The organism is Pseudomonas sp. ES1 (assembly GCF_050586605.1).
Lineage (GTDB): Bacteria > Pseudomonadota > Gammaproteobacteria > Pseudomonadales > Pseudomonadaceae > Aquipseudomonas > Aquipseudomonas sichuanensis.
The window spans coordinates 1-449 of the sequence record NZ_JBOBDM010000150.1 but is presented as its reverse complement, the minus strand read 5'-3'; the positions used below and the strand labels follow the sequence as shown (position 1 = coordinate 449).

At 71.0% G+C, this 449-nt stretch carries 1 protein-coding gene; it reads right to left on the bottom strand.

The annotated features are described in order from the left end of the window. On the bottom strand, positions 1 to 449 hold a 449-nt coding region (locus ACQ4N9_RS26560; protein WP_430934141.1), incomplete at both ends, for a hypothetical protein.

Below are 449 nucleotides of genomic sequence, written 5' to 3'. Positions count from 1 at the left end.
GCCTCGAGCTCGCCGCTGAAATGCCCGGCGACGCTGTTGTAGGCCTGTTTGAAGGTGCCTTCGGCGGCGTTGCCCAACGCCGCCAGGGCCAGCAACCAGGCATCCGCTTCCAGCGCCGAGTCGTACAGGGCCACCTCGGCCAGTTGCTGGCGCGCCGTGCGCCTGCTGGCCTGGGCATCCAGCCGGCCCTTGGCGAGGTCGTCGAGGGCGCGGGCCAACTGGCGAAGCAGCGCCTGGGCGAGCTCACTGGCCTGGGCGAGCATTTCTGGCAAGTGCTGCAGCGCCCCGCTGATGAAGTTATCCAGCTCGCCGCGGATGCTGGCGTGCAGGTGGCCTTCGAGGATTTCCAGCAGCACCGCGTCGAGGCGCGCGCCAGGGCGGCGGCGCAGGGTCTGGCGGGTCAGTTGCAGCACCGGGCGCAACACCCGGCGGGGGATGGCCATGCCCGG